Origin of the sequence: Microbispora bryophytorum, assembly GCF_043197435.1 — a bacterium.
Taxonomy (GTDB): domain Bacteria; phylum Actinomycetota; class Actinomycetes; order Streptosporangiales; family Streptosporangiaceae; genus Microbispora; species Microbispora bryophytorum.
On the sequence record NZ_JBICTF010000008.1, the window covers coordinates 302,786 to 324,788 of the forward strand.

Sequence of the window (22,003 nt, forward strand, 5' to 3'; positions counted from 1 at the left end):
AGTCTCGTAGAGCCGACGCGGGGTGGAGCAGCTCGGTAGCTCGCTGGGCTCATAACCCAGAGGTCGCAGGTTCAAATCCTGTCCCCGCTACCAAAAGGTGTCGCAGGACATCGGGAACCCCCGGACTCACAGGTCCGGGGGTTTCTTTTTGCCGTGATGCCGGTAGCCGACCCCTCGAATCGACACGGGCGATTCTGACCGGCTGTGCTCCTTGGGTCGGTTGCGCTCCTGGGGGCGTCTGCGTCTCGATCCGGACGGGCGCCTGGATCTTGTGACTCGCGGGGCGGCGCACCCGCGTCGATCGATCGTCACGAGGAGTGCGGCAGGAGTCCTTCCGGCCGAGGACGCGGTGCCGTCGTAGGCCTCAGCCCGCCCGCCGGCCGGCCCGCGGGCGGAACCGATTTGGCACTTGTGCGCGGGGCGGGTAGGGTTGTGAACACAACGACGCGGGGTGGAGCAGCTCGGTAGCTCGCTGGGCTCATAACCCAGAGGTCGCAGGTTCAAATCCTGTCCCCGCTACCAAGAAACGAAGGCCCGGCCTCCGGAAACGGAGACCGGGCCTTCGGCCTTTCCCAGGGCCGGTCCGGTCCAGGTCCAGTCCAGCCCAGATCCAGTCCAGCGCGGCCGATACGGGCACAGCCGTCGGCCTCGGGCGGGAGTAGCGCATGATCACGTTGGATCGCCTGGTCAACGTGCTGGGCGCGTACGGCGTACGGCTGTGCGGGCGGCCCGAGAGGCGCTCGGCGCGCTTGCGCAGCGTGGCGATGCCGGACGCCACCGACGGCCGGGTCACCGGTGACGTGCTCGTGGCCGTGGGCGCGGGGTCGGTGACCGAGGCGGTGCGGTGGGCGGTCGCGGCGCAGGCCACGGTGGTCCTGGTGCGGGCGGGCGCCGAGACGGCGCGCGAGGCGACCGTGGCCGGCGAGAGCCACGACGTGGCGGTGATGCTCGTCGACCCCGCCGTCTCGTGGAGCCACCTCGTCGGCGTGGTCTACGGACTGGTGCTGGAAGGGCGGGAGACCGAGTCGGGGCGGGGGCCCACGGACCTGTTCGCGCTGGCCGACAACCTGGCCGACGCCGTCGGCGGCGCCGTGACCATCGAGGACCCGCTCTCGCGGGTGCTGGCGTACTCCCGCTCGCAGCAGGCGGGCGACCCGGCCCGGCTGGAGACGATCCTGGTGCGGCAGGTTCCGGAGCGGCTGCGGGAGACGTTCCGCGCGCGAGGGGTGTTCGCCCGCCTGGCGGCGACGGACGAGCCGGTCTTCGTCGAGCCGGACCCGTCGCACGGCATGACCGGGAGGATGGCCGTGGCGGTGCGGGCCGGGCGGGAGCTGCTCGGGTCGGTGTGGGTGACGTGCGGCAACCCCCTGACCGGGACGCGGCACACCGCGCTGGCCAACGGCGCGCGCGCCGTGGCGTTGCATCTGCTGCGCTCCCGGGCGAGCGCGGACCTGGAGCGGCAGGTGGAGTCCGATCTGGTCGTCCGGCTGCTGGAGGGCACCGCCGACGCGGCGACCGTGGTCAGCCGCCTGGGGCTGGCGGAGGCGCGGATGCGGGTCGTCGCGGTGCGCACGCACACCTCCGAGGAACCGCACGCGATGCTCCTGCTGGCCTTCGAGCGGGCCACCACCGGTTTCGGCTGGTCCAGACGCGGGAGGAGCACGCTGCTCGGCGACACGCTCTACACGATCCTGCCGGACGCGGGGGCGGCGGCGGCACGGGAATGGGTGGCCGCGCTGGGGGCGGGGCTGCCGCCACGAGTGCGCGTCGCGGCCGGGATCGGTGCGGCGGCCCAGGCGGCGGAGCTGCCGGCGAGCCGCCGGGAGGCGGAGGAGTGCCTGGCGCTGCACGAGACCTCCAACGCCGTGCCCGCGCGCGAGGTTTCCCACGCCATGCCCGCCGGCGGGCCACCCGCTTACGACGAGTCCTGGGACGACATCCTGCTGCACCGGCTGCGCGCCGCGGCGCGCGCGGGCCGCGTCCCCGCACGTGGCCCGGTGAGCGCGCTGCGCCGGCACGACGGGCAGCACGACACCCACTACGTGGCGACGTTGCGGGCGTGGCTGGAGGCGCAGGGCGATCTCGCGGCCGCCGCCGAACGGCTCGGCGTGCACGCCAACACCGTCCGCAACCGCCTGCGCAGGATGAGCGAGGTGACCCCGCTGGATCTGGACGATCCGCGCAAGCGCCTCGCCATGCTCATCACCCTGGCGGCCGAGGACGAATAGAGGGTTGTCCGTAATCCACAACAGGGGCGCCGCGATTGTGCGGCCACTACAACGTTGCGCGGCCCCGCGCGGGCGATGCTGACCGGGTAAGCAGTCGCCTGGTGTGGAGGTAAGGCATGTCCGGACGCGTTGACGACTGGCCGCGGTCGGTCATCGTGGTGGGCGCGGGGATCGTGGGCCTGTCCACCGCGTGGTTCCTTCAGGAGCGCGGTGTGGAGGTCACCGTGGTCGACCGCCGGGGCGTGGCCGCCGGCGCGTCCTGGGGCAACGCGGGCTGGATCGCGCCCGGCCTGGCCATCCCCCTGAACGAGCCCTCCGTGCTGCGGTACGGCCTGCGCTCGCTGTTCAACCCGGCCGCGCCGCTGCACGTCCCGGCGACCGTCGATCCGGGACTGTGGGCGTTCCTCACCCGTTTCGCCGCCAACTGCCGGTGGTCGTCGTGGACCCGGGCCGTGCGCGCCAACCTGCCGCTTAACGACGAGTGCATCGAGGCCTACGAGGTGCTCGCCGCCGACGGCGTGGCCGCCCCGGTCGAGGACGCGCCGATCACCGCGGGCTTCCGGACGCCGCGTCAGGCCCAGGGCCTGCTCCACGAGCTGCGCAGAATGGCCGAGGCCGGGCAGCCGGTCGATCACACCGCGCTGGACGCACGGCGACTGGCCGAGGCCATGCCGCTCGCCTCCGAGGCACTGACCGCGGGCGTGCGGATCGACGGGCAGCGCTACGTCGACCCGGGCCGCTTCGTCCACGCGCTGGGCGAGGCCGTCGTCGCCCGGGGGGCCGCGATCGAGAAGCACGAGGTCACCGACGTGCGCACCGGCGCCGGGAAGGTCGTCGTCGTGGGCCGGGACGGCGCCGTCCTGACCGCCGACGCGGTGGTGCTGGCCACCGGCGCCTGGCTGTCCCGGCTGGCGGGCCGCTGGGGCGTGCGCGTCCCAGTGCAGGCCGGCCGCGGCTACTCGTTCACCGTGCCGGTGGACCACCCCGTCCCCGGGCCGATCTACCTGCCGGACGTACGGGTGGCGTGCACGCCCTACCAGGGTGGGCTGCGCGTCGCGGGCACGATGGAGTTCCGCGACCCGGACGCTCCGGCGGTCGAGGCCCGGCTGAAGGCGATCATCGCCTCGGCCCGCCCCCTGCTGCGGGGCGTGCGCTGGGAGGACCGCACCGACGTCTGGGTCGGTCCCCGGCCGGTCACGCCGGACGGGCGACCCCTGATCGGCGCGACCGACGCCCCGGGCGTCTACGTGGGCGGAGGGCACGGCATGTGGGGCCTGGCCCACGGCCCGGCCACCGGACGGCTCCTCGCCGAACAGATCACCACCGGCAAGCAGCCCGCCGCCCTGCGGGAGTTCGACCCGCTGCGCTGAGCACCGCCTTTCCGGCCTTGTCGTGGGGCGACAACAATTGCCCGATAGATGTCGCACAGTGACATTGAGGCCGGACCGTCCGGTGGTGAAGGCTCCCCGCATGCAGGCTCGCATCACACTGGAGGACGTCGCAGCGCTGGCTCGCGGCTGCGCCGTGCTCGGCACCGGCGGCGGCGGGGACGTCCGCCCCGGCGCCATCGCCGCCCGGCGCGCGATACGTGAGTACGGAGAGGTGCCGCTGGTCAGCCTGGACGAGTTACCCGACGACGCCCTCGTGCTGCCCCTGTCAGGAATCGGCGCGCCGACCGTCAGCAACGAGATGGTCCACGGCACGGACGAGCCGGTCAGGATCGCCGAGGAGATCGAACGGATCTTCGGCCGTCGGCCCGCCGCGGTCATGTCCTCGGAGATCGGAGGCGGCAACGGCGTCGCCCCGGTGGCCTGGGCGGCCAGGCTCGGGCTGCCGCTGCTCGACGCCGACGCGATGGGCCGGGCCTTCCCCGAGGTCCAGATGGTCTCGATGTACGTGGCCGGGATCCCGGCCAACCTCGTGGTCATGACCGACGTCGTCGGCAACGTCGTGACGATCCGTCCGGTCGACGGCCTGTGGGCGGAGCAGATCGCGCGGGCCGTCTGCGTGGCGGCGGGGTCGAGCGCCCTGATGGCCGACTACGTGCTGACCGCGCGCGAGTGCGCGGGCGCGGTGATCGAGGGCACGGTGAGCCGGGCGATCGCGGTCGGCCGGGCGACCGAGGGCGCCGCGGACCCGCTGGCCGCGCTGACCGAGGAGCTCGGCGCCGTACGGCTGATCACCGGCAAGCTGACCGACCTGGAGCGCAGGACCACCGGCGGGTTCGTCCGGGGCACGGCGACGGTCGAGGGCACCGGCGACGACCGGGACAGGACGCTGACCCTGGAGATCCAGAACGAGAACCTCGTCGCCGTCGAGGACGGGCGCGTCAGGGCCATGGTGCCCGACCTGATCACCGTGGTCGACAGCCAGACGGCGACGGCGATCCCGACCGAGGGGCTGCGGTACGGCCAGCGGGTGACCGTGCTCGCCTGGCCCTGCGACCCCCTGTGGCGCACGCCGAAGGGCCTGGAGACGGCGGGCCCGCGGGCGTTCGGCTACGACATGGACTACCTGCCGGTGGAGAAGATCGCATGAGTGGGACGCTTCGGGTCGGCATCGACGTGGGCGGGACCAACACCGACGCGGTGGTGCTGGACGACGACGACCGGGTCCTGGCCACAGCCAAGCGGCCCACCAGCCCCGACGTGACCGGGGGCCTGCGTGCGGTGCTCGACGCGGTCCTCGCCGGGCTGCCCGAGCCGGGCCTGGAAAAGCTGGTGAAGCGGGTGATGCTCGGCACCACCCACGCCACCAACGCCATCCTGGAGCGACGCGCTCTCGGCAGGGTGGCCGTGCTGCGGCTCGGCGCCCCGGCGACCACCTCCGTGCCGCCGCTCAGCGAGTGGCCCGACGACCTGCGCGACACCGTCGCGGCGGGAACCGCGATCGTGCGGGGCGGGCACTTCGTCGACGGGCGCGAGATCGCGCCTCTCGACGTGGACGCGGTCAGGGAGTTCGTCGCGACCACGCCCGCCGACGCGATCGCCGTCGCAGGGGTGTTCAGCCCGGCGAGCGCCGATCAGGAGAACCGGGTCGCCGAGATCATCCGCGCCGAGATCGGCGACGTGCCGGTGAGTCTCAGCCACGAGATCGGCTCGCTCGGCCTGCTGGAGCGCGAGAACGCGACCGTGCTCAACGCCGCCCTGTACGGCGTGGCCCGCGACGTCACCGTCGCGCTGCGCGAGGCCCTCGACGCGCGGGGCCTGGAGGTCGAGACCTACTTCGCGCAGAACGACGGCACGCTGATGGCCGTCGACTACGCGGCGCGCTACCCGGTGCTGACCATCGGCTCGGGCCCGGCCAACTCGCTGCGCGGCGCGGCGTACCTGTCGGGCGTGACGGACGCGATCGTGGCCGACGTCGGCGGCACCTCGACCGACCTCGGCGTGCTCGTCGGCGGCTTCCCCCGGGAGTCGGCCGCGGCGGTCGAGATCGGCGGGGTCGTGACCAACTTCCGGATGCCCGACATCCTGTCCATCGCTCTCGGCGGCGGCACGATCATCGGGGCGGAGCCGCGTTCGGTGGGCTACCGGATCGGCACGGAGGCGCTCGTCTTCGGCGGCTCCACCCCCACCATGACCGACGCCGCGGTGGCGGCCGGGCGGGGAACGGTGGGCACCCGTCCGGTCCCCGAGGAGTGGCACGAGCGGCTGGCCCGGGCCGTGCGGGCGGCCGACGAGGCCGTCGCGGACGCGGTGGACCGGGTCGCGCTCGGGCGCGCCGACCGGCCGCTCGTGGCGGTCGGCGGCGGCGCGTTCCTGCTGGCCGATCAGGTGCCGGGGGCCCGCGAGGTGATCCGCCCGGCGCACGCCGAGGTGGCCAACGCCGTGGGCGCGGCCATCGCCCTCGCCAGCGGCAGGCTCGAAACGATCGTGCCTGCTTCTGGAAGCGGGAGCTCCAGGGCTAGATTGATCGACAACGCCAAGGAGGAGGCGGCCGCACGGGCCGTCGCCGCCGGGGCCGACCCCGCAACCGTTCAGATCGTCGAGCTCAGTGAGATCCCTCTCAGCTACCTTCCTGAGCCCGCGGTGCGCCTGCACGTCAAGGCCGCCGGCCCCCTCGCCCGGCAGGCCGGATAGGAAAGGAACTCCCTCACATGCGCTGGCACAAGCGTCTTCTCGCCGCGGGGGCCGTGGCCGCCGTGACCGTCACCGCCGCGGCCTGCTCGGGCGGGCAGGTCCGCGGCGCCGCTGACTCCGGTCCGCAGTCCGGCTCCTCGGCGGGCTCGGCCGCAGGCACGGCCGACAACACGTTCGTGTACGTCCCCAACCTGGACGTCGTCACCGACTGGGACCCCGCGAGCTCGTATTCCAACGAGAACATCGCGATGGAGAACATCTACGAGTCGCTGACCCGGTACAACCCGCAGACCAAGAAGGCCGAGCCGCGGCTGGCCGCCTCGTGGACCTCCTCGTCCGACGGCAAGCAGTGGACGTTCAAACTGCGTGAGGGCGCGAAGTTCCACACCGGCAAGCCGGTGGACGCCGCGGCGGCCAAGGCGGCGATCGAGCGCACGATGAAGGAGGGGCAGGGCGCGGCGTATATCTGGGGCGCGGTCAAGAAGATCGAGGCCAAGGACGCCACGACGCTCGAGTTCACGCTCAAGTACCCCGCGCCGCTCGACCTGATCGCCTCGGCCGGCTACGCGTCGTACGTCTACGACACCACGGCCGCCTCCGGCGACCTGAAGAAGTGGTTCGGCGAGGGCCACGACGCGGGTTCCGGCCCGTACACGATCGACAGCTGGCAGAAGGGCAAGGAGACCGAGCTCACGCTCAAGGCGTTCGACGGCTACTGGGGCGGCTGGGACGGCCAGCACTACAAGAAGATCGCCTACCGGGTCACGCCCGAGCTGACCACCGCCTGGCAGCTGCTGCAGCGCGGCGAGGTGTCGTTCGTCCAGCGGCTCAACGCGCAGCTGTTCGCGCAGGCGGGGAGCACGGACACGGTGCAGACCTCGCAGACGCCGTCGTTCCAGAACCTGCTCGTGCTGTTCAACACGGCCGCCGGCCCGCTTGAGGACGTGAAGCTCCGGCAGGCCCTGCAGAAGGCGATCGACTACGACGGCCTCGTGGCGGCGATGAAGGGTGCGGGCGTGGCCGCCAGCGGCCTGGTCCCCGAGGGCCTGCTCGGCAACATCCCCGGCAGCACGCCCAAGCAGGACCTCGCGGGCGCCGAGGCGCTGCTCAAGGAGGCCGGATACGGTCCCGGCGGCAAGCAGCTCGACCTCACGCTGACCTACGCCCAGGGCGACGCCGACCAGGAACTGCTGGTCACGCTGCTCTCCTCGGCGCTCGACAAGCTGAACGTGAAGCTGTCGGCCAAGCCGCTGCAGTGGACCACGCAGTGGGACCAGGGCAAGGCGAAGGACCCGTCGAAGCGCCAGGACATCTTCGTCATGTACTGGTTCCCCGACTACGCCGACGCCTACTCGTGGTTCATCAACGTCTTCCACGGCGAGAAGGACGTGCAGTTCAACCTCTCCTACCTGAAGGACGCGGCGATCGACAAGGAGATCGACGAGCTGCCCGCGCTCACCGCGACCGACAAGGCCGCGGCGGAGAAGGCGTACGCCGACCTCCAAAACACGATCATCAATGAGCAGGCGGCGGTGGCCGTGCCCTACGTGCAGAACTACCAGCGGGCCTACGCCAAGTCGATCCAGGGGTACGTGGACAACCCGGCCTACCCCAACGTGGTGTTCGTCTACGACCTGAAGCCCGGCGCCTGATCATGCCGAGGTACCTGATCCGCCGCCTCGGCCAGGCCGTCCTGGTCGTGGCGGGCGTGATCGTCCTCACGTTCGCCATCATGCGCCTGGTGCCGGGTGACCCGGCCGTGGCGTACGCCGGGCCGAAGGCGACGGCGGCCGAGCTCGCCCAGGCCCGGCAGCGGTTCGGCCTGGACGACCCGCTGCCGGTGCAGTTGTGGAACTACGTGCGCGACCTGCTCGGCGGTGACTGGGGGACCAGCCTGCACACCCGGCAGCCCGTGCGCGACGACCTCCTGCAGGCGTTCCCGGCCTCCCTGGAACTCGTGGGCGCGGCGCTGATCATCGCCCTGGTCGCGGGCATCCCGCTGGGGATCGCCGCCGCCCGCTACAAGGGCCGCCTGCCCGACCTGTCGGTGCGGCTGTCGTCGATGCTGGCCGTGTCGGTGCCGGTGTTCTGGCTGGCGCTGGCCCTGCAGACGGTCTTCGCCAGCGGGCTCGGCTGGCTGCCCGTCGCCGGGGAGTACGACGCGTCGCTCGACCGGACCAGCCCCCTGCACCTCTTCACCAACATCACGGCCGTGGACGCGCTGATCACCGGCAACTGGCCGATGCTCACGAGCACGCTGGCGCACCTGGTGCTCCCCGCCCTGGTGATCGCCGCGTACCCGGCCGGGGTGGTGGCCCAGATGACCAGGGCCGCCCTCATCGACGAGTCGGCGCGCGACCACGCCCGGCTGGAGCGCGCGCTCGGCTTCGGCGAGACCGCGGTGCTCACCCGGTTCGCCCTGCGGCCCGCGCTGAACCCGGTGCTGTCGCTGATCGCGCTCGTCTTCGCGTACTCGATCGTGAACGGCTTCCTCGTGGAGGCCGTGTTCAACTGGCCGGGCCTCGGACGGTACGCCGCCGACTCGATCCGCTCGCTCGACACCCCGGCCATCGCGGGGGTCACGCTGCTGGTCGCCGTGCTGTACGTCGTCGCCAACCTCGCCGTGGACCTCCTCCAGGGCGTGGTCGACCCGAGGGTGAGGGCCCGATGACCGCTCCGGCCCTGACCACGCTCCGCCGTACGCCGCTGCGGCGCCTGGCCGGGGTGGACCGCCTCGCGGTGGCGGGGGCCGTGCTGCTGGGCGTCGTCGTGCTGGCGGCGCTGCTCGCGCCGTGGATCGCCCCCTACCCGGGGGACGGCGGTTCGGCCACGCACCCCCTGGAGGCGCTGCTGCCGCCCAGCGGCGCCCACTGGTTCGGCACCGACCAGGTCGGCCGCGACGTGTTCAGCCGGGTCCTGTTCGGCGCCCGCACCTCGCTGCTGATCGCCGTCGCGGTGCTGGCCGTCAGCGGCGTCGCCGGCGTCGTGCTGGGAGTGGTCGCCGGATACGCCGGCGGCTGGGCCCGCGACGTGATCATGCGAGTGACCGACATCTTCCTCGCCTTCCCCGCGCTGCTGCTGTCGCTGGCGCTCGCCGTGGTGCTGCAGCCGAGCGTGACCACCGTGATCGTGGCGATCGCGGTGACGTGGTGGCCGTGGTACGCCCGGCTCACGGCGTCGGTCGCCGCGTCCGTGGCCACCCGGGGCTTCGTCGACTCCGCGCGCTGCCTGGGCGTGCCCGCCCCGCTCATCGTGCTGCGGCACGTGCTGCCGAACTCGCTCACGCCGGTGCTGGTCCAGCTGTCGCTGGACGGCGGCGGGGTCATCCTCACCGCGGCCGCGCTGTCGTACCTCGGGCTCGGCGCCCACGAGCCGACCTCGGAGTGGGGGCTGATGGTCCAGCAGGGCCAGTCGCTGTTCACTACCGACTGGTGGGTGGTGACCTTCCCCGGCCTCGCCATCCTGGTCACCGCGTTCTCGTTCAACGTGCTCGGCGAGGGGCTGAGGGCGAGGCTGTCGCGATGAATCTGATCAGCGTGAGGGACCTCGTCGTGAGGATCGGCGACCGGGTGATCGCGTCGGTTCCCGAGCTCGACGTGGCCGCGGGGGAGTGCGTGGCGCTCGTCGGCGAGAGCGGGTCGGGCAAGACGACCACGCTGCTCAGCACGCTCGGCCTCGTCCACGGCGCTGACGTCCGCGGCCGGATCATGGTGGGCGACGTGGACGTGCTCACGGCGAGCCCGGCGCGGCTGCGGGAGATCCGCGGCTCGCGGGCCGCCCTGGTGATGCAGAGCCCGCAGGCCGCGCTCAACCCCACCATGCGCCTGGGCACGCTCATGCGCCGCGCGCTCGCCCGGCACGGCGTCAAGGGCGCGGACGCGCGGGAGCGGGCCGAGGAGGGGGTCCGCGCGGTGCTGCTCGACCCCGAGATCCTGCGCCGCTACCCCCACCAGGTGTCCGGCGGCCAGGCCCAGCGGTTCGCCATCGCGCTGGCCCTCGCGCTCGGCGCGCAGGTCGTGCTGGCCGACGAGCCGACCAGCGCGCTGGACGTGACCGTGCAGGCCGAGGTGGTCGCGGTGCTGCGCCGGCTGCGTGACGAGCGCGGCCTCGCCGTGCTGCTGGTCTCCCACGACCTCGCGCTGGTCTCCACGATCGCCGACCGGGTCGTGGTGATGCGCGACGGCGCCGTGGTGGAGAGCGGCTCCGCCGCCGAGGTGTTCGCCCGGCCGAGCGATCCCTACACCCGCGAACTGATCGCCGCGGTCCCCGAACTGCCGGAAGCGGCGCCGGAAGCGGTGCCCGCACCACCCGAACCTGCTGATCTCCACGAGGGGGAGGGCCCATGACTCTGCTCGCCGCCGAGGGGGTCACCCTCGCGTACGGCGCGACGGCGGTGGTCCACGACGTGACGCTCGCCGTGGACGAGGGAGGGGTGGGCCTGATCGGGGAGAGCGGCTCGGGCAAGACCACGCTCGCCCGCGCCCTGCTCGGCCTCATGCGCCCGCGCTCCGGCGTCGTCCGGTACGGCGCCGGCGACCTGGCCGGGCTCGGCAGGGCCGGCCGGGCCGAGTTCCGCCGGGCCGTGCAGCCGGTCTTCCAGGACGGCAGCGAGGCGCTCGACCCCCGCATGACGGCCGGGGCGTCGATCACCGAGGCCCTGACCACCCACCACCGCATGTCCGGGGCCGAGCGGCGGGACCGGGTCGCCGCGCTCCTCGCCGACGTGGGGCTCGACCCCGCGCTCGCCGCCCGCAGGCCGCACGAGATGTCCGGCGGCCAGCGGCAGCGGGTGGCCATCGCCCGCGCCCTGGCCGTGGAGCCCCGGCTGCTGGTGCTCGACGAGCCCACCAGCGCGCTCGACGTCACCGTGCAGGCCAGGATCCTCGACCTGCTGGAGAGGCTGGCCGCCGAACACGGGCTCGGCTACCTGCTCATCACGCACAACCTCGGCGTCGTGGGGCGGCTGTGCCGTACGTCGTCGGTGCTGTTCGCCGGGCGGGTCGTCGAGTCCGGCCCTACCGGGGAACTGCTCACCCGCCCGGCCCACCCGTACACCCGGGCGCTGCGCGACGCGGTGCCGCGCCTCGGCGGCGAGCCGCCGCGCGCCGCCGGGCGTACCGAGGCGGCCGCGGCGGCGACGGGGTGCCCGTTCCGGCTGCGCTGCCCTCTCGCGGTGGACCGCTGCCGGGAGGCGACGCCGCAGGTGCGCGAGGTCGAGGGGCGTAAAGTGGCATGTCACCGCGCGGAGGAGGTGCTGCACACCCCGGCCTCCTCGGCTCCGCGCGTCCCCCACGGAGGTGAGACCCCCGATGCGCCGCGTCAGTGACCTGCTCAGGACGCCCACGGGCCGCAGGCTGACGCTCGTCGCCGGGCCCTGGGACGCACGGGAGGTCGGCAGCGTCGTCCTCGTCGACGAGATGCGCGAACTGGCCACGGCGGCCCCGGGCGCGCTGGCGATCCTGTCCCGCCACGCCATGCGGTCGTGCGACGTGCTCGACGCGCTGCGGCTGGCCGGACGCGGCGGCCTGGCCGGGATCGTGCTGCCCGGCCCCTCGGGCACCACGCCGGAGACGGTGGAGCTGGCCAGACGGGAGCGGGTCGCGCTGCTCGCCGGCGCCTCCGACCATTCGCTGTCGGACACCGTGCTCGGCCTCAGCGCGGCCGTGCGCGCCGATCCCGGGCTGCTGCTGCGCCGTACGCGTGAGGCGATCGACGGCCTCGGAGCGATGGAGGGCGCGGGCGAGGACGACATCCTGCGCGCGGCGTCCGCCTCTGTCGGGGTCGCGTACGTGGTCGCCGACCTGGCCGACCCGGCGGCCAACGCGACCGTGATCCGGGTCGGGGGCCGGCCGGACGGCTACGTGTGCTGGGAGGGCGAGGACCCGGCGGCGGCGATCGTGGCCCAGGTCGTCGCGACCACGCTCGGCCGGGTGCGGGCGGCCGCGCGGGAGGCGGAGGCGGCGCGCGAGCGCGCGCTGCTGGCCCTGCTCGGCGCCAAGGACACCCGGACCGCCGCCCGCCGTGCCCGGCACGAGGGCGTGCCGGTGGACGGCTGGCACGTGGCGGTCTTCCTGCGCGACCCCGGCGGCGGGGCGGCCCCCGGGGCGGCGGACCCGGTGCTCCGCGAGGCGCGCGGGACCGCCGCCGCACTGCCCAGGGGACTGGGACTTCGCGACGAGCGGCTTCACGACGGGCGGCTTCACGACGAGGGGCTCGGCGATGCGGGTCTCGGCGATGCGGCCGAGCTGTCGGCGCCGCCGCTGGTCACCCGGTGGCAGGACGGCGTGCTCGTGCTCCTCACCGCCGACGAGCGGACGACCCTCGTCGGCACCGGTGTGCCCCACGTGCCGCGGGCAGCGTCGTGGCCGTCGATCGCGGGGGCAGGGGTAGGCACCTGCCAGGCGGGGCCGGACGGGCTGCGCCGTACGGCGTCGCAGGCGCGGGCGGCCGCCGCACGCGCCGCGGCCGGGGAGGTCGTGCGGTTCGACCGGCTCGGGGTCCACGCGCTCCTCGCGGAGCTGAGCGGCAGCGACAGCGCGCTGGTGGCCGCCCGCGACATGCTCGCCCCGCTGGAACACCTCGGGGTGCTCAGCGCCCAGGCGGTGCCCACGCTGAAGGCCTACCTGGACAGCTGGGGCTCCCGCACCAGGGCGGCCGAGCTGCTCAGCCTGCATCCCAACGCGGTCGCTCACCGGATCAGGCGCATCGCCGAGGCGCTCGACGCCGACCTGTCCGACCCGCAGACCCGCTTCGCGCTCCAGCTCGCCTGTCACGTGGTGCTCGACCACGACTGTCTCCCGGAGACAACAACGACGATCTCGTCGTCGTGAGGACACATCGACGCGGTGCGCGGTCGCATCTACGTTGCCAGGCATGACAACGGTCATCGGAGTGGACGTCGGTGGGACCTTCACCGACCTCGTCCTGCACGACGCCGCGACCGGCGAGATCAGGGTCGCCAAACAGCCCACCACGCCGTCCGCGCCGGAACGCGGGGTCCTCGCCGCGGTCGACGCGGCGGTGCCGGCGGATCTGCTCGCCCGCTGCCGCCACTTCGTGCACGGCACCACGGTGGGGCTGAACGCGCTGCTCGAAAGGCGGGGCGCGACCGTCGGCCTGATCACCACGGCCGGGTTCCGCGACGTGCTGGAGATCCGCCGGGGCGACCGCGACGACCCCTACGACCTGTTCTGGACCCCGCCGCCGCCGCTCGTGCCCCGGCGGCTGCGCCTGGAGGTGACCGAGCGGGTGGCCGCCGACGGCTCGGTCGCATGTGACCTGGAGCCGGAGGACGTGCGGCGGGCCGCCGAGGCGTTCGCGGCCGAGGGCGTGGACGCCGTCGCGATCGTGCTCGTCAACTCCTACGCCAACCCCGCACACGAGGCGCGGGCGGCCGAGCTGCTCAGGCAGGCCGGGTTCGCCGGGCCGGTCTCGCTGTCGCACGAGGTCTCGGGGGAGTACCGGGAGTACGAGCGCACCTGCACCACGGTCGTGGACGCCTTCGTCCGCCACCGCATGGGCCCCTACCTGCACAACCTCGACCGCGAGCTGCGAGCGAGGGGTTTCGCCGGCGAGCTGCTCGTGACCCGGTCCGGCGGTGGCGCGCTGGCGCTGGCCGAGGCCGCGGCCCGGCCGTTCGAGACGATCCTGTCCGGCCCGGTGGCCGGGGCCGCCGCCACCGCCCGCCTGGCCGCCTCGCTCGGCCCCTCCCTCGGCATCGGCACGGCCGTCGCCGCCGACGTCGGCGGCACCAGCTTCGACACCGCGCTCATCGAGGACGGGCGGCTCCCGCTGCTCTACCAGGGCGAGGTCGTCGGCCTGCCGCTGCAGAGTCCCTGGGTGGACGTGCGGTCGGTGGGCGCGGGCGGCGGCTCCGTGGCGTACGCCGACGCGGGCGGCCTGCTGCGCGTCGGCCCGCGCAGCGCGGGCGCCGACCCCGGGCCCGCCTGCTACCAGCGCGGCGGGACCGAGCCCACGGTGACCGACGCCGCCCTGCACCTCGGCATGATCCCCCGCGGCCACATCTCCGGCGGCATCGAACTGTCCGAGGACGCGGCGGCCCGCGCGCTGGCGCCGCTCGCGGGCCCGACCGGCATCGACGGCGTGGACGCGGTCGCGGTGGGCGTGGTCAGGATCGCCGCCGCGCACATGGCCCAGGCCGTGCGCGGCGTGACGGTGGAGCGGGGCGTGGACCCGCGCGGCACGGCCGTGGTCGCCTTCGGCGGCGCAGGGCCGGTGTTCGGCTGCCTGCTCGCCGACGAGCTCGACGTGGACACCGTGGTCGTGCCGCCCAACGCGGGCAACTTCTCCGCCGTCGGCCTGGTGCAGGCCGACATCGTGCGGTCGGCCGCCCGCACGATGGTGCGTCCTCTGGACGACGAGGCGCTGCCGCTGGTCGACCAGGTGACGCGGACGCTGTTCGAACGGCTCGCGCAGCCGGGGGCCGTACGCGAGGTGGACCTCGACCTGCGCCACCGGGGGCAGGAGCACACGCTGACCATCCCGGTGCGGCTCGGGGAGGACGACCTGGCGGCCGTGTCCGCCCGGTTCTCCGAGGCCTACCACCGGGCCTTCGGCCACACCCTGCCCGATCCCCTTGAGATCGTCACCGTACGGGCGACCGCCAGGGTGGTCCTCGACGCGGACCGCCCGATGGTGCCGGCCCCGCCGTCCGGCTTGGGCGGGCGGGGGACGACGCGGCTGTGGTCGTTCCGCCGGGGCGCCTGGACCGAGGCCCCGGTCGTGCGGCGGGAGGACCTGGACGGCGTGACCGAGGGCCCGCTGCTGGTGGTGGAGCCGACCGCGACCACCTACGTGGACGCCGGATTCGCGGTGGACGCGCACGAGAGCGGCTGTCTCATGATCACACGGAAGGACCGCGCATGACCATCGTCCGCACCCGATACGCGGAGGTCCACCCCGGCCTGGGCGACGGCGCCGACCCCGTCACCACCGAGATCATCCGGCAGGGCCTCAACGCGGCCGCCGACCAGATGAAGCAGTCGCTGATCCGCACCGCGTTCTCGCCGATCATCTACGAGGCGCTGGACTTCGCCGTCGCCTTCTACGACGCCGACATGTGCATGCTGGCGCAGGCCCCGACGCTGCCGGCGTTCATGGGCACCCTCGGCTTCTGCGTGCGGGAGGCCGTCGAGGGCGTCGGCGGCCCCGCCACCCTCAGCCCCGGCGACGTCATCCTCTACAACGATCCGTACGGCACCGGCTCCCACCCCCAGGACGCGGCGATGGTGGTGCCGATCTTCCACGACGACACGCTGGTCGCGTACTCGGTCATCAAGGCCCACTGGCTCGACATCGGCGGCAAGGACCCCTACTGCACGGACACGGTCGACGTCCACCAGGAGGGCACGATCTTCCCCGGGGTCAAGCTGTACGACGCCGGGCGGCTGGTCAGCGACGTCTACCGGATGATCCTGGCCAACAGCCGGATGCCGGAGATGGTCATCGGGGACATCAACGCGATGGTGGCCGGGGCGCGGACCGGGGCGGAGGCCCTCGGCGCACTGGTGCGGCGGCACGGCCTGGACACCTTCCGCCGCTGCGTCGCCCGCATGTACGCCCACGGTGAGGCGCTGGTGCGCGGCTGGTTCGAGCGCCTGCCCGACGGCGTCTACGAGGCCTCCAGCGTCATCGACTCCGACGGCGTGAACGGCACGCCGATCCCGTTCGGCGTCCGGGTCGTCGTGGACGGGTCGTCGGTGACCGTCGACCTGACCGGCTGCCTCGACCAGGTCGGCGGGCCGGTCAACTGCCCGCTGCCGTCCACCGTGGCGGCCGTCCGGATCGCGGTGGCCTTCCTCGCCGGGGCCGGCGAGCAGCCCAACGAGGGCCACTTCCGCCCGCTGGAGCTGGTCACCCGGCTCGGTTCGCTGTTCCACCCGGTACGGCCCGCGCCCTGTTTCATGTACGGCATCCCCTCCGACCACGCCATCGAGCTGATCATCAGGGCGCTGGCCGAGGCCGTGCCGGAATCGGTGCCGGCCGCCAGCGGCGGGGACATCAACGCCCTGGTGTGGTGGGGCAACCGCGAGGCGACCGGAGAGCCGTGGGCGGACGGCGCGCCGCATCCCGTGGGCCAGGGCGCCTCACCGTCGGCCGACGGCGCGAGCGCGCTCATGTACATCTCGGAGTCGGCCACCCGCTTCACTCCCGCGGAGGTGTGGGAGGCGCGCAACCCCTGGAGGATCGAGCGGCTCGCCCTGGCCGAGGACTCCGGCGGGCCCGGCCGCCACCGCGGCGGCCTGGGGCTCGACCTGTCCTTCCGCATCCTGGAGGACCAGTACCTCACCGCGGGCCTGGCCAGGACCGCGCTGGAGCCCTGGGGACTGGAGGGCGGCCTGTCCGGACGGCCCAACCGGCTCACGGTGGAGTATCCCGACGGGCACGCCGAGGACTTCTCGCTGAAGACGCGGATCTTCCTGCCCAAGGGCGCGGTCGTGCACCTGCGCACCGGCTCGGGAGGCGGGTACGGCCCGGCAGCCGAGCGCGACCCCGAGGCCGTGCGCGCCGACCTGCGGGAGGGCTACATCACGCCCGAGCACGCCGCACGGCACTACCCGCACGCGCTGTGATCCGTCGCCGGTAGGCGAAGGAGGGTCACAGCGCGCGAAGGCCGCTGATCACCTCGGTCAGGATGCCGGGGGTGGGGAAGCGCGCGACGTTGGCCGGTGGGCGCACCTGCAGGAGACCCTGCTCGTGGAGGTCGCCCACCAGCACCCGTACGACGCCGAGCGGCAGGTCGATCGCCGCGGCGATGTCCGCCAGCGACGCCGGGCGGGCGCACAGGCTGAGGATCATCCACTGCTCGGGACCGAGGCTCACCGGCGTGGGCCCACCGGTCGCGGTGACGATGGCGACGAGGTCGATGTCCTGGCTGGATGGCCGCACGCGTCCGCGGGTCAGGGCGTAGGCCGGCACGACCGGCCCGGCCTCCTCGTCCAACCACTGGTCGTGCATGCGTTCCGTCACTTTCGGTCCTCCTCGCCGGTGTTCTCGTTCTCCTGCGGTCCCCGTTGCAGCGAGGCGAGGATGATGTCCTCCGGGGTGACCTCTCCCGCGGCGAGACGGGCGAGATCGGGATCCTTTGGGCCAACCATGAGCACGGATGGGATCAGCACGATGGCGGTCGTTCCTCCGTAGGGCGAGGGCCGCAGGGTCACGCGGATGTCCCGCCGTGTGGCCAGGCGCGCGACGACGAACAGCCCCATGCGGTCGGTGTCCGCGAGGTCGAACTCCGGCGGGTTGGCCAGACGCTCGTTCAGCTCGGCGAGCCGCTCGTTGGTCATACCGAGCCCGCGGTCCTCGATCTCGACCGCGAACCCCATGCCGACGATCTCGCCGCGCACCGACACCGTGGTGTGCGGCGGCGAGAAGACCGTGGCGTTCTCGATCAGTTCGGCGATGAGGTGGATGACGTCGGCCACCGCGGCGCCGTCGAGCCCGTGGTCCTCCATCGGCAGCACGTTCACCCGCGCGTAGTCCTCCACCTCGGCCGCGGCCCCGCGTACGACGTCGTACATCGGGATGGGCTTGCGCCAGGCACGGCCGGGGGCGTTGCCCGACAGGATGATCAGGCCCTCGGCGTGGCGGCGCATGCGGGTCGTGAGGTGGTCGAGCCGGAACAGCTCCTCCAGCATGTCCGGGTCGGTCGCGTGGCGCTGCATGCCGTGCAACTGGGTCCGCTGCCGGTGCAGCAGCGTCTGGCTGCGCCGCGCCAGGTTGAGGAAGACCTGGCTGACTCCCCGCTGCAGGCGGGCCTGCCCGATGGCGGCCTCCACCGCGGTCTCCTGCACGGTCGAGAAGGCGCGGCCCACGTCCTGGATCTCGGCGGTTCCGCCCTCGGCCTGCAGCGGGGGCGCCTCGGTGGCCAGGTCGACGTCGTCGCCCCTCTTGAGCTTGACCAGCACGCCCGGCAGCCGCTTGTTCGCGAGGTCGAGCGCGGCCTGCCGCAGGTCGGCCAGCTCGCGGGCCAGGCGTCCGCCGACGCGCAGTGAGATCAGGATCGAGGCGACGACCGCGAGGAGACCGAAGCCCCCGACCAGCACGGCCCGGCGCAGGATCGAGTCGGCGATCGGCGCCGCGCGCTCGGCGAGCAGCGCCGCCGCCTCGGTCTGCGCCTTCTGGAACGACTCCGCCAGGTCGTCGGAGGTCGACTGCCACACCCGCTGCGTACGGGCCGAGAGCCGGGGGGCCTCGATGATCTGCTCTTCCTGCAGCCGCAGGCGCTGGTAGAGCGGAGTGGTGATCAGGTTGACGTGGAGCTGCCGCAGGCCGGCGTCCAGCTCGGGCAGCGCCTGGTCGATGAGGAACCGGCGGTTGCCCACGAGCTGCGTGAACAGCTTGCGTTCCTCGTCGGTGAGGCCGGAGGCGCCGGCGGCGGCCTCCAGCGCCTGCTCCCGGGTCAGCAACTCCTTGGCGTACCCGAGCGAGATCACCACGCGGGACTGCTGGTAGATCGGGATGTCGTCGATCAGCGCCAGGCTGTAGTGCATGCGGTAGATCGAGTCGCTGACCAGGTTGTAGGTCTCGATGGCACGCAGGCGCTCGGAGAGCCCCTCGTCGATCTCCGCCCGGATCTCGTCGATCCGGCCGAGTCCCGCCAGCATCTCGTCGACCTGCGTACGCATGGCCGGAGTGGTGGCCGAGCGGGAGTCGGAGGAAAGGGCCAGCGTGCGGAGCTTGTCTCTGGTCCTGTCGGTCCGCTGGCGCTGCAGGACCATGATGTCGCGGTCGTCCGTCCGCTGCGAGGCGAGGTATCGGGCCGTGGTCAGGCGTTCGGCCTGCATGTCGACGATGAGGGAGTCGGCGGGCCGCCGGAGCGTGGACCACAGCGTGTTGTAGGTGCGCAGGCTCAGGCTGTCGCCGATCGCGACGCCCGCGGTGACCGCCCACAGGGCGATCAGCGAGAAGAGCGGTACGAGCAGCAGGCCGATGAGCCGGGACCTGATCGGCCGGTCACGCCTGCGCGGACTCATGGCACCTCGCCCAGTGAGGGACAAGCCTCACATAAAACCTTTTTGCGACAGGGATAGAGAGTAGCAGCGAGGTGGGTCGCATGAGGGGCCTGTGATCGATTAGCCGGAAATATCGTGTCTGATCGTGATCTTGCAGTAGCGTCGATCATGGTAGACACGGAAAGGACCCGCACGCATGCGCCGTTTACTCGTGCTGGGAGTGATGGCCGTGCTGGCCCTCGCGGGCTGCGGCGGGGGTGAGGTTCCGTCGACGTCGGCCGCGAACCTTCCCTCGGCGAAGGACTCCACCTTCGTCTACCTGTCGAATCTCAACATCGTCACCGACTGGGACCCCGCGAGCTCGTATTCCAACGAGATCATGTCGATGCAGAACATCTACGACTCGCTGACGATGTACAACCCCCGGACGCGCAGAGCCGCGCCACGCCTGGCCGAGCGCTGGCAGGCCTCGTCCGACGGCAAGGTCTGGACGTTCACCCTGCGTTCCGGCATGGTCTTCCACACCGGACGGCCGGTGGACGGCTCCGCCGTCAAGGCGTCCATCGAGCGCACCAAGCGGATGGGCGCCGGCGCGGCCTACGTCTGGGACTCGGTCCAGCAGATCACGGTCAAGGACCCGCTCACCGTGGAGTTCCGCCTCAAGTACGCCGCACCGCTCGACCTGATCGCCTCCGCCGACTACGCCGCGTACATCTACGACACCCAGGCGGCGGGTACGGGCGACCTCAAGAAGTGGTTCCAGGCCGGCCGGGACGCGGGCTCGGGACCGTACACGGTGGCGAGCTGGAAGAAGGGCCGCGAGAAGGAACTGGTGCTGCGCGCCTTCGACCGCTACTGGGGCGGATGGGAGGGCCCGCACTACCGGAACGTCGAGTTCCGCGTGACGCCCAACCTCGACAGGGCCTACCAGCTGCTGCTGCGCGGCGAGGCGAGCTTCGTGCAACGGCTGAACCCCGCGCTGTTCCGGCGGGCCCGCATGACCGCGGGCGTGCGCACCCTCCAGGTGCCGTCCTTCCAGAACATGCTCGTGCTGTTCAACACCGCCTCGGGCCCGTTGGCGGACGTACGGCTGCGCAAGGCGGTGCAGAAGGCCATCGACTACGACGGCCTGATCACCGCGCTCAAGGGAGCCGGGGCGCCCGCCTCCGGTCTTGTGCCCGAGGGCCTGCTCGGGCACGAGACCGGCCTCACCCCGAAGCAGGACCTGACCGGAGCCACCGCGCTGCTGAACGAGGCGGGGTACGGTCCGGGCGGCAGGCCCCTGCGCCTGACACTGACGTACGCGCAGGGGGACGACGACGAGAAACTGCTCGTAGGCAAGCTCAGGAGCGCGCTCGCCGAGCTGAACGTGCAGCTCGACGCTAAGGCGATGCAGTGGACCCAGCAGTGGGACCAGGGCAAGTCCGCCGACCTGGCCAAGCGTCAGGACATCCTCGTCATGTACTGGTGGCCCGACTACGCCGACGCGTACTCGTGGTTCCTCAACGTCTTCCACAGCGCGGAGCCGGTGTCCTTCAACCTCACCTACCTCAAGGACAAGGACGTCGACTCGAAGATCGATCGGCTGCCGTCACTGCTGACGAACGACCGTCCCACCGCGGAGAGGGCGTACGTCGAACTCCAGAAGAGGCTCATCGATGAGGAGGCCGTGGTGGCGGTGCCGTGGGTGTCCAACTACCAGCGGGCCTACCTCGGCAACGTCCAGGGGTACACCGACAACCCGGCCTACCCCAACGTCGTCTTCGTGCACGAGCTCATCCCCGCGGGCTGAGCCGCTCAGCCCCGCAGACTGCGGCTGACTCCGCCGCACAGGGGGGCGCGGGCGACACGGGACCGCCGGGGTCCCGCGGGCTCGTCGAGGTGGGCCAGCATGGACTGCGCGGCCACGGCGTCCGACAGGATCCGCTGCGCCTGCTCACCGTCGGGAAGCTGCCCGTGCTCGGCCAGCTCGTGTTGCAGGAAGGTGAGCGGTGCCGGGTGCCCGGCGGCGTCCGCGGCCATGGTGGCGCGAGCGGCGGTCAGCAGAGCGAGGTAGTGCGAGCGCAGGATCGCCTCGCGGGTTCGCAGCTGCTCCAGGTCGTCGAGCAGTGAGTGCGCGAGCTCGAGCAACTCGCTCGGCCGCGGCGGCTCGGCGGTGATGTGGGCGCGGATGTCGTCGAACTCCGACCGCATGATGATGGCCACCTCCAGCGACGGAAGTCCGGGCGGCCGGGTTGGCGCCGTAAGGGGACTTCCGCATCGTCTTCGTAGCGCGGGGCGATTGCGAGCGGCTTGACGTTCGGTTGCGTGGGACAACGACGGCCATATGGAGCCGTCGCGGAGCGCGGGGACGCCGGCCATGCGCGGCTGTCGTCCCTCACGTCGTTCCTCCCCGATCGTCTGCGCCGTGCCGGCTGATCGCCGCGGCGCTAAGTAGATGCCTGAGAGACGGATCTGGTTGTCCCCGCTCGCCCGCCCGTTTTCCCGCGTACCGGAGACTGAGCGGGCTTCGGTCCGTGACCTGCGGGAACACCGGACACGGGCTGGTGTGTCCGACGGCCGGACGCCTGCAGCCGGGACGGCCTCACGGGAATAGCGCGCACCGAGGCGGCGTTGTTCTCCAATCGGGTCATGGCGGTGCCGGACCCTGGTAATCTTCTGGTGTCGGCGCGGTTCGGCGCACTTCTCTTCGATCACTTCGGTGGTTGTCTTGCGTGTG

Annotated in this window: 16 protein-coding genes and 2 tRNA genes; 15 read left to right on the forward strand and 3 right to left on the reverse strand. The window is 72.7% G+C overall.

The genetic code is table 11. From position 1 onward, the window contains the following. Positions 1 to 16 precede the first annotated feature (16 nt). The 14 genes from ACGFIB_RS27310 (at position 17) to ACGFIB_RS27375 (ending at position 16,902) form a co-directional block, all read left to right on the forward strand. Positions 17 to 93: transfer RNA gene (locus tag ACGFIB_RS27310), tRNA-Met, on the forward strand. A gap of 352 nt (positions 94 to 445) precedes the next feature. Continuing rightward, a tRNA-Met gene (locus ACGFIB_RS27315) sits at positions 446 to 522 on the forward strand. A 143-nt stretch (positions 523 to 665) separates the two neighbouring features. Then, a complete protein-coding gene (locus ACGFIB_RS27320; RefSeq protein WP_393375988.1) occupies positions 666 to 2,228 on the forward strand; it encodes a PucR family transcriptional regulator in 1,563 nt (520 codons plus the stop codon). Positions 2,229 to 2,344: 116 nt separating this feature from the next. Continuing rightward, positions 2,345 to 3,598, forward strand: a complete 1,254-nt coding sequence (locus tag ACGFIB_RS27325) for an NAD(P)/FAD-dependent oxidoreductase (protein ID WP_393375990.1) — start codon at positions 2,345 to 2,347, stop codon at positions 3,596 to 3,598. Between the two features lie 100 nt (positions 3,599 to 3,698). After that, on the forward strand, positions 3,699 to 4,766 hold the full coding sequence (locus ACGFIB_RS27330; protein ID WP_142571404.1) for a DUF917 domain-containing protein: 1,068 nt from the start codon (positions 3,699 to 3,701) through the stop codon (positions 4,764 to 4,766). Beyond that, the gene (locus tag ACGFIB_RS27335) at positions 4,763 to 6,310 is read left to right on the forward strand and encodes a hydantoinase/oxoprolinase N-terminal domain-containing protein (protein WP_393375992.1); all 1,548 of its coding nucleotides are present in this window, start codon (positions 4,763 to 4,765) and stop codon (positions 6,308 to 6,310) included. The genes ACGFIB_RS27330 and ACGFIB_RS27335 overlap by 4 nt, the downstream gene beginning before the upstream one ends. A 17-nt stretch (positions 6,311 to 6,327) precedes the next feature. Further along, a complete protein-coding gene (locus tag ACGFIB_RS27340) occupies positions 6,328 to 7,962 on the forward strand; it encodes an ABC transporter substrate-binding protein (RefSeq protein ID WP_357250010.1) in 1,635 nt (544 codons plus the stop codon). 2 nt (positions 7,963 to 7,964) lie between these two features. Then, entirely contained in the window at positions 7,965 to 8,981 is a 1,017-nt protein-coding gene (locus ACGFIB_RS27345; protein ID WP_357250007.1) for an ABC transporter permease, read from the forward strand. Continuing rightward, positions 8,978 to 9,835: an ABC transporter permease gene (locus ACGFIB_RS27350; RefSeq protein WP_142571408.1), complete on the forward strand. Its 858-nt coding sequence runs from the start codon at positions 8,978 to 8,980 to the stop codon at positions 9,833 to 9,835. Before ACGFIB_RS27345 ends, ACGFIB_RS27350 begins: the two co-directional genes overlap by 4 nt. Further along, complete coding sequence (locus ACGFIB_RS27355; protein ID WP_357250004.1) at positions 9,832 to 10,656, forward strand: ABC transporter ATP-binding protein; 825 nt, start codon at positions 9,832 to 9,834, stop codon at positions 10,654 to 10,656. The genes ACGFIB_RS27350 and ACGFIB_RS27355 overlap by 4 nt, the downstream gene beginning before the upstream one ends. Further along, the gene (locus ACGFIB_RS27360; RefSeq protein ID WP_357250001.1) at positions 10,653 to 11,636 is read left to right on the forward strand and encodes an ABC transporter ATP-binding protein; all 984 of its coding nucleotides are present in this window, start codon (positions 10,653 to 10,655) and stop codon (positions 11,634 to 11,636) included. The genes ACGFIB_RS27355 and ACGFIB_RS27360 overlap by 4 nt, the downstream gene beginning before the upstream one ends. Continuing rightward, positions 11,620 to 13,140 (forward strand): helix-turn-helix domain-containing protein, encoded by a 1,521-nt coding sequence (locus ACGFIB_RS27365; protein ID WP_357249998.1) that lies wholly within the window; start codon positions 11,620 to 11,622, stop codon positions 13,138 to 13,140. Before ACGFIB_RS27360 ends, ACGFIB_RS27365 begins: the two co-directional genes overlap by 17 nt. Positions 13,141 to 13,183: 43 nt before the next feature. Continuing rightward, a complete protein-coding gene (locus ACGFIB_RS27370; RefSeq protein WP_357249995.1) occupies positions 13,184 to 15,196 on the forward strand; it encodes a hydantoinase/oxoprolinase family protein in 2,013 nt (670 codons plus the stop codon). Then, positions 15,193 to 16,902 carry a hydantoinase B/oxoprolinase family protein gene (locus ACGFIB_RS27375; protein ID WP_393375997.1) on the forward strand — a complete coding sequence of 570 codons (1,710 nt, stop codon included), beginning with the start codon at positions 15,193 to 15,195 and terminating at the stop codon, positions 16,900 to 16,902. Before ACGFIB_RS27370 ends, ACGFIB_RS27375 begins: the two co-directional genes overlap by 4 nt. Before the next feature lie 25 nt (positions 16,903 to 16,927). Here ACGFIB_RS27375 and ACGFIB_RS27380 read toward each other — a convergent pair whose 3' ends face one another. After that, entirely contained in the window at positions 16,928 to 17,299 is a 372-nt protein-coding gene (locus ACGFIB_RS27380) for a DUF742 domain-containing protein (protein WP_229689741.1), read from the reverse strand. Further along, complete coding sequence (locus tag ACGFIB_RS27385; RefSeq protein WP_393375999.1) at positions 17,296 to 19,305, reverse strand: sensor histidine kinase; 2,010 nt, start codon at positions 19,303 to 19,305, stop codon at positions 17,296 to 17,298. The genes ACGFIB_RS27380 and ACGFIB_RS27385 overlap by 4 nt, the downstream gene beginning before the upstream one ends. 175 nt (positions 19,306 to 19,480) lie before the next feature. Here ACGFIB_RS27385 and ACGFIB_RS27390 point away from each other — a divergent pair, with 175 nt between their 5' ends. Beyond that, positions 19,481 to 21,076: an ABC transporter substrate-binding protein gene (locus ACGFIB_RS27390; protein WP_393376002.1), complete on the forward strand. Its 1,596-nt coding sequence runs from the start codon at positions 19,481 to 19,483 to the stop codon at positions 21,074 to 21,076. Positions 21,077 to 21,081: 5 nt separating this feature from the next. Here the strand turns inward: ACGFIB_RS27390 and ACGFIB_RS27395 are convergent, their stop codons facing one another. Continuing rightward, positions 21,082 to 21,477 (reverse strand): hypothetical protein, encoded by a 396-nt coding sequence (locus ACGFIB_RS27395; protein WP_357249986.1) that lies wholly within the window; start codon positions 21,475 to 21,477, stop codon positions 21,082 to 21,084. Positions 21,478 to 22,003: the final 526 nt, after the last annotated feature.

Coding starts and splice junctions, on each gene's coding strand:
- ACGFIB_RS27325 (WP_393375990.1), top strand. CDS start 2,345: ATGTCCGGACGCGTTGACGACTGGCCGCGGTCGGTCATCGTGGTGGGC.
- ACGFIB_RS27330 (WP_142571404.1), top strand. CDS start 3,699: ATGCAGGCTCGCATCACACTGGAGGACGTCGCAGCGCTGGCTCGCGGC.
- ACGFIB_RS27390 (WP_393376002.1), top strand. CDS start 19,481: ATGCGCCGTTTACTCGTGCTGGGAGTGATGGCCGTGCTGGCCCTCGCG.
- ACGFIB_RS27365 (WP_357249998.1), top strand. CDS start 11,620: ATGCGCCGCGTCAGTGACCTGCTCAGGACGCCCACGGGCCGCAGGCTG.
- ACGFIB_RS27350 (WP_142571408.1), top strand. CDS start 8,978: ATGACCGCTCCGGCCCTGACCACGCTCCGCCGTACGCCGCTGCGGCGC.
- ACGFIB_RS27395 (WP_357249986.1), bottom strand. CDS start 21,477: ATGCGGTCGGAGTTCGACGACATCCGCGCCCACATCACCGCCGAGCCG.
- ACGFIB_RS27345 (WP_357250007.1), top strand. CDS start 7,965: ATGCCGAGGTACCTGATCCGCCGCCTCGGCCAGGCCGTCCTGGTCGTG.
- ACGFIB_RS27340 (WP_357250010.1), top strand. CDS start 6,328: ATGCGCTGGCACAAGCGTCTTCTCGCCGCGGGGGCCGTGGCCGCCGTG.
- ACGFIB_RS27355 (WP_357250004.1), top strand. CDS start 9,832: ATGAATCTGATCAGCGTGAGGGACCTCGTCGTGAGGATCGGCGACCGG.
- ACGFIB_RS27370 (WP_357249995.1), top strand. CDS start 13,184: ATGACAACGGTCATCGGAGTGGACGTCGGTGGGACCTTCACCGACCTC.
- ACGFIB_RS27375 (WP_393375997.1), top strand. CDS start 15,193: ATGACCATCGTCCGCACCCGATACGCGGAGGTCCACCCCGGCCTGGGC.
- ACGFIB_RS27320 (WP_393375988.1), top strand. CDS start 666: ATGATCACGTTGGATCGCCTGGTCAACGTGCTGGGCGCGTACGGCGTA.
- ACGFIB_RS27385 (WP_393375999.1), bottom strand. CDS start 19,305: ATGAGTCCGCGCAGGCGTGACCGGCCGATCAGGTCCCGGCTCATCGGC.
- ACGFIB_RS27335 (WP_393375992.1), top strand. CDS start 4,763: ATGAGTGGGACGCTTCGGGTCGGCATCGACGTGGGCGGGACCAACACC.
- ACGFIB_RS27360 (WP_357250001.1), top strand. CDS start 10,653: ATGACTCTGCTCGCCGCCGAGGGGGTCACCCTCGCGTACGGCGCGACG.